The following is a 5,245-nucleotide window of genomic DNA, read 5'->3' as shown; positions in this document are numbered from 1 at the left end:
TGCAACAACTCTGTCTCTGACGCATCGCCGTAAGGTGTGATTTCGACCAGATGCGGTTCGCCGATGGTCAGCGTGCCAGTCTTGTCAAAGGCAATCGCGTCCAGATGACCCATGGCTTCCAGCGGCGCGCCACCTTTGATCAACACGCCGCCACGCGCGGCGCGGGCGACCCCCGATAGAACGGCACTGGGCGTCGCGATTGCCAAGGCACAGGGACTGGCCGCAACCAGAACGGCCATCGCACGATAAAAGCTCTGGGCGGCGGTTTCGTCCAGAATCAGGAACGAAAGGCTGGTCACGACGGCCAACACAATGACGCAGGGCACAAATATCTTTTCGAATTTTCTGGTAAAGTTCTGTGTCGGCGACTGGCGGGTCTGTGCTTCGGCAACCATTGTCACCACCCGCGCCAGGGTTGATTCTCCCGACAGTTTCGTGACCTGAACATCTAGGCTGCCGCCGCCGTTTATCGATCCGGCAAAGACGCGGGTTTGCGCAGTGAGCTTGTCCAGATTGCTTGCGGCATATTCGGGATCATCGACAGGCACCTTGTCTACCGGCGCACTCTCGCCCGTGATCGGAGCCTGGTTCACGGCGCTTGATCCTTTGACAACGAAGCCATCCGCCGGAAGCCGTTCGTTGGAACGGACAACGACAATGTCACCCACCAGCAAGTTTTCGATGAATACGGTTTCGGTTTTGTCTCCCCTGCGAACCAAAGCCTCGTCCGGTGTCAGGCCAGCCAACGCCGCGACGGCATTTCTGGCCCTGCCCATGGCGTAATTTTCAAGGGCGTGGCCGATGCTGAAAAGAAACAGCAGGAATGCCCCTTCGGCCCACGCTCCCAGAATGGCCGCACCTGTGGCAGCCACCAGCATCAGAAAATCAATCTGGAACTGGCCTTTGGCAATTTTTTCAACGGCCTCGCGCAGGGTGAAATACCCACCGAAGAAGTAAGCCGCCAACAGAATGCCAAACCCGATCTGTTCGGGCAAAAAACCCAATTTTGGACCTAACCATCCTAATAGCAGGGTAACGCCACAAAGGGAGGCAAAGATAACCTCGGCGCGCCCACCCAAAACCTGGTTCAGAAACCCGTCATGTGCGTGGTTGTGCCCGTCGTCTGCGGCGTAGTTTTCAGGAGGCGGACTGTCGTCTTGCGCCTTTTTATCGTGCATGTGGTCCTCGGACATGGTTTTCCTTCACAGTATTCGGACTTATGAAAAGTATCGGTTCTAGCGGCTGCAATTTATTGTGGCCCAACTTTTGAAAGCCAACGTCGGTCTCCCGTTCTAGCCGATAGTGAAGATTTTTTACTAGCCTCGATTACGTTACCGGTTTTAGCATACCGGCGGCAATCCCATTCAAATGACAGCGACATCAAAGCTACGCGACCGAAGACATGTGATCGCGTCGGTTCGCAGCAGCAGTTTGAAGGCAAAAAGAACACTTAGGTCAGACGGCAGGTCTTTCGCGAGCAAGCCCGCCCATAATGCTGGGGCCTCGGCTATTGCGCCATAACTACCGCCAAACAAAATTTCTATGCGGCGGACGGACCCTTTGCCAGACGCAACAGCGGCGATCCCCAGCTCAAAGGGTGGCCTGTTGAAGTATTTTACTGCTAATTCGAGTACTTTAAGAAACATGGCTCTGGCAGCAAATTCCCTGTCAGGCGACGTATGAAAACAACATTCTCGGCAAGACCATTCAGCCCGTCATACCAAAGCACCAGTCGGTAAAAATTGTGATGCTTGCGCAGCGTCTGCAGCTCGGGAAGCTACAGCGGTAGTGCTGCAGGTGAGCCAAGATTGCCCGCTTTGGACCGCCCCCTCATCTCGGAAAAACCGCACGGCGCCGGCTGTTGTCGGAAACCCGCCCCGCCTCGGTCGCGCTATCAAGCATGTCTGCAGGACTGCGCGGCTTATCCTCTTTCGAGGGTAACGGGCACCGCTGCGTTTCAGATCGCCCTGCGAGCTGATGAAATTATTTACCGCACTGGATTGTGGTTGCTGATGATCGCGCGAGCGGCTGTTCTCAGGTATGACGCAGGACAATACAGGAGAATTACCCTACTAGCCAAGTGGCAAAGTGCTGAAGGCTTCGAAAGGCGGCCAAGGGGCATTAATCATCACGTTATTGTGATTTCAATGAGATTGTAGCTCTAGCAGGTGGAGGTCTTATAACGGACAAAACAGGCAAGATCAGAGGCTTCATAATGAAACTGACCAAAGACACATCTATTTCGCGTCGCAGTGCGCTTCTTGGGGCGACAGCAAGTGGACTATTTCTCGGAACCGGTACGGCAATCGCGCAAACGACCGAGCCACTTGCGTCACCTTCAGTCCGCCGAAACATTTCATCCTTCAGTACCTCCAATTGGAGGGAGCATTTTGACAACTTAGAGCACGGAGCAATCCTTTGCGATATCGACTCCCGTGCAGTACAATATTGGTCAGAAGATGAAAGCGTCTACAAACTTTACCCTTCCAGTGTTCCGTTATCAGAAGAACTCACTAAACGTGGGAACACACGCGTGATTCGTAAAGTTGAGGGGCCAAGCTGGCGTCCCACCCCTTCAATGAAAATACGCAACCCCGAATGGCCAGACTATTTTCCGCCCGGTCCCGATAACCCATTGGGTACCCATGCGCTGTATCTGTCATGGCAATATTACCGTGTTCATGGCACTGGCGACACTCGCAAGATCGGAAGGCAGTCTTCGAATGGGTGCATAGGTCTCTACAACGAGCATATCAAAGAATTGTTCGCTTTGACCGAAGTCGGAACACAAGTTAAGTTGTTTTGATTCATGTGCTTTACCTATCTTATGAAGGTACGCCCTCGTGTACCCAGCTCCACTCATCTTCAGCCTTTGAAAACCACTGACCTATGAAACGAAGAAAATTCCTTCTTTCTGCTGGGGCTGTTGGCACTTTGGCCTGCCAACCAGTGTCAGCTCACATAGTGCTTCCTAAGTACGATTTGCCACCAGAATTTTTGCCTCAAGTAGTGACCATACCAGCGGGCGCTGCTTCCTACGAAATACATGTAGTTCCAAGCCAGTTTGCACTTTTCTGGACTCAGCCCAATAATACTGCAATTCGATATACTGTCGGGATCGGTCGTCCAGGTCTTTATGAGGCAGGAGAATTCTACATAGGTGCGAAAAAAGAATGGCCAAGTTGGACCCCGACTCCTGGCATGTTGCGTCGTGAGCCTCAGAAATATGGCCCGCTTCGCAATGGAATGCCTGGCGGTTTGAGCAACCCTCTGGGAGCGCGGGCCCTGTATCTCTTTCAACCGGGTCGCGGTGACACCTTTTTGCGCGTTCATGGCACAAATGATCCAACTACTATCGGGCGCGCCGTATCCAACGGGTGTGCCAGGCTTGTTAACGATCAGATTGTTCAACTTTTCAACCAAGTGCCGTTAAACACGCGCGTTGTGCTCCATCCAAATGGCGCGACATGAAAACGGGCGCATATTTTCAACTGTGTATGATAAAAAAGTTTAGAGGGCCTAAACACGGCGCAACCTTGGTATTTTCGGGAACTCCGTGTCTCTAAGGCCCTTCAGAAAATGTAATATTTTTCAAATACCTAGCTGCTCATAAGAGCGTGCTGGGTGAAACATCTCCACCCTATCCCCAGCAAATCCAAAAGATGATCTAATATACAGGAATTATAAATGATCCGTCCCTATCTGCTTATTATCCTAGCATCCACGGCATTGGTTTCATGTACCGCTGTTGGCCCTGACTATACACCACCTAAGACACCATTAGAAACGTCGTTCATTGGCGGTGGCGCGGCTCACGGAGAGGTCGCGCGCGATGAATGGTGGAAACGGCTAAATGACCGGCAAATGGACCGGCTGGTAGACCGCGGTCTTACACAAAACATCGAAATTGCAACAGCTTTACAACGTATCAAAGCCGCAAATACAGTCCTGAGGCAGACAGGTACCGCTGGCCGGTTTTCGGGTGGACTGGATGCCCAGGCGCAAAGAAACAATGGTAACCCAATATCAGGTGATCCCTCAGAAAGTGCGACATTCGGGGCGAATTACATCCTCGATATTTTTGGTGGTGTTCGCCGTGACGCGCAGCGCGCAGCAGCGGGTGTGGAAGCAGCCAAGTTTGATGCAGGCACTGTCCGGCTTGCTCTGGTGTCTGGTGTCGTTTCCAACTATATTGACGCGCGGTATTTTCAGGAGGCATTGGCCTTAACACGACAGAATATCGCGAGCCGCCGTCGGACCCAGTCTTTGATCAGAGCTCAAGTTGAGCAAGGTGCATTGTCAGAATTAGATCTTGCACGAGCAACAGGTCAGGTGGACACAGCAATTGCTGCCTTACCTCCGCTTGAATCCGCATTTGAAGCCCGGGTTTTTGCAATTGCGACATTGTTGGCCGAACCAGCTCAGCCGCTACTAAAACAGATGATTGCAGGCGCACCACAACCTTATCCCCGCAGCAAAGGGTCAACAGGCGTCCCTGCCAATCTGCTCCGCAATCGCCCAGATGTATTGGCCGCTGAACGCCGTCTAGCTGCCGCAGTTGCCGGAGTAGGTGTTGCAGAAGCACAGTTGTACCCCTCAGTCACTTTGTCTGGCTCGGTGACAGCGGCAAACCCCTCAGAATGGTCCTTTGGTCCAGCACTTTCATTCCCTATCCTCAACCAAGCTCCGCTACGCGCTAGGCGAGATGCGGCTATTATTTCTGCCACGACCGCCGAACTGGAATGGCGTGGACAGGTGTTGGGCGCGGTGGAAGATGTGCAAAAAGCTCAAAGTGAATTTACACGAAAGCAAAGAGAGGTGGCCGCCTTACGCGCTGCTCAACGATCAAGGGATCGTACTCTTCAATTGAGCCGCAAAGTTTTTGAACTAGGGGAACTGAACTTACCAGACCTATTGGACGCCGAACGATTTGCAGATGCAGCCCGCATATCCCTCGCAGCGGCAGTAAGAGATTTGGCCCAATCGTGGTCAGCACTTATGGTGGCGACTGGTCGTGGATGGGGTGGCGTAAGATGAACGTATTGGTGAAAGTATTCGCAACGCGCGCAACACGTTGCACGGGCATCGTCAAGTTGCGGGCGGTGTTGTCACGTTAACTCGCCGAGTTGGCAAGTTGGCAAGCCGGTCGCAGATCAGGCAACATTGGCCGCTGCCTTCCAAACCTCGAACGCTTCGAGCCGATGGTAGCGGATAGTAAGAGCGGAACGACGGCGGGCTGGTACGG

General features: G+C 53.0%; 4 protein-coding genes. 3 read left to right on the top strand and 1 reads right to left on the bottom strand.

Going from position 1 to position 5,245, the window contains the following annotated elements; translation table 11 throughout:
- Positions 1–1,193 (bottom strand): HAD-IC family P-type ATPase (locus ENI00_RS13285; RefSeq protein ID WP_304103242.1); only part of this gene is annotated, 1,193 nt, incomplete at its 3' end.
- Between the two features lie 1,022 nt (positions 1,194–2,215).
- Between ENI00_RS13285 and ENI00_RS13280 the strand changes: the two genes are divergently transcribed.
- The 3 genes from ENI00_RS13280 (at position 2,216) to ENI00_RS13275 (ending at position 5,037) form a co-directional block, all read left to right on the top strand.
- Positions 2,216–2,806 carry a L,D-transpeptidase gene (locus ENI00_RS13280; protein ID WP_304103239.1) on the top strand — a complete coding sequence of 197 codons (591 nt, stop codon included), beginning with the start codon at positions 2,216–2,218 and terminating at the stop codon, positions 2,804–2,806.
- A gap of 83 nt (positions 2,807–2,889) precedes the next feature.
- Positions 2,890–3,471 carry a L,D-transpeptidase gene (locus ENI00_RS18665; protein WP_349740425.1) on the top strand — a complete coding sequence of 194 codons (582 nt, stop codon included), beginning with the start codon at positions 2,890–2,892 and terminating at the stop codon, positions 3,469–3,471.
- A 216-nt stretch (positions 3,472–3,687) separates the two neighbouring features.
- Complete coding sequence (locus ENI00_RS13275) at positions 3,688–5,037, top strand: efflux transporter outer membrane subunit (protein ID WP_304103236.1); 1,350 nt, start codon at positions 3,688–3,690, stop codon at positions 5,035–5,037.
- The last annotated feature ends 208 nt before the right edge of the window (positions 5,038–5,245 follow it).

It is taken from the genome of Marinobacter antarcticus (assembly GCF_011049865.1).
Taxonomy (GTDB): domain Bacteria; phylum Pseudomonadota; class Gammaproteobacteria; order Pseudomonadales; family Oleiphilaceae; genus Marinobacter; species Marinobacter antarcticus_A.
Note: the sequence above shows the minus strand (reverse complement) of the source record. Positions and strands in the feature narration are given on the sequence as shown.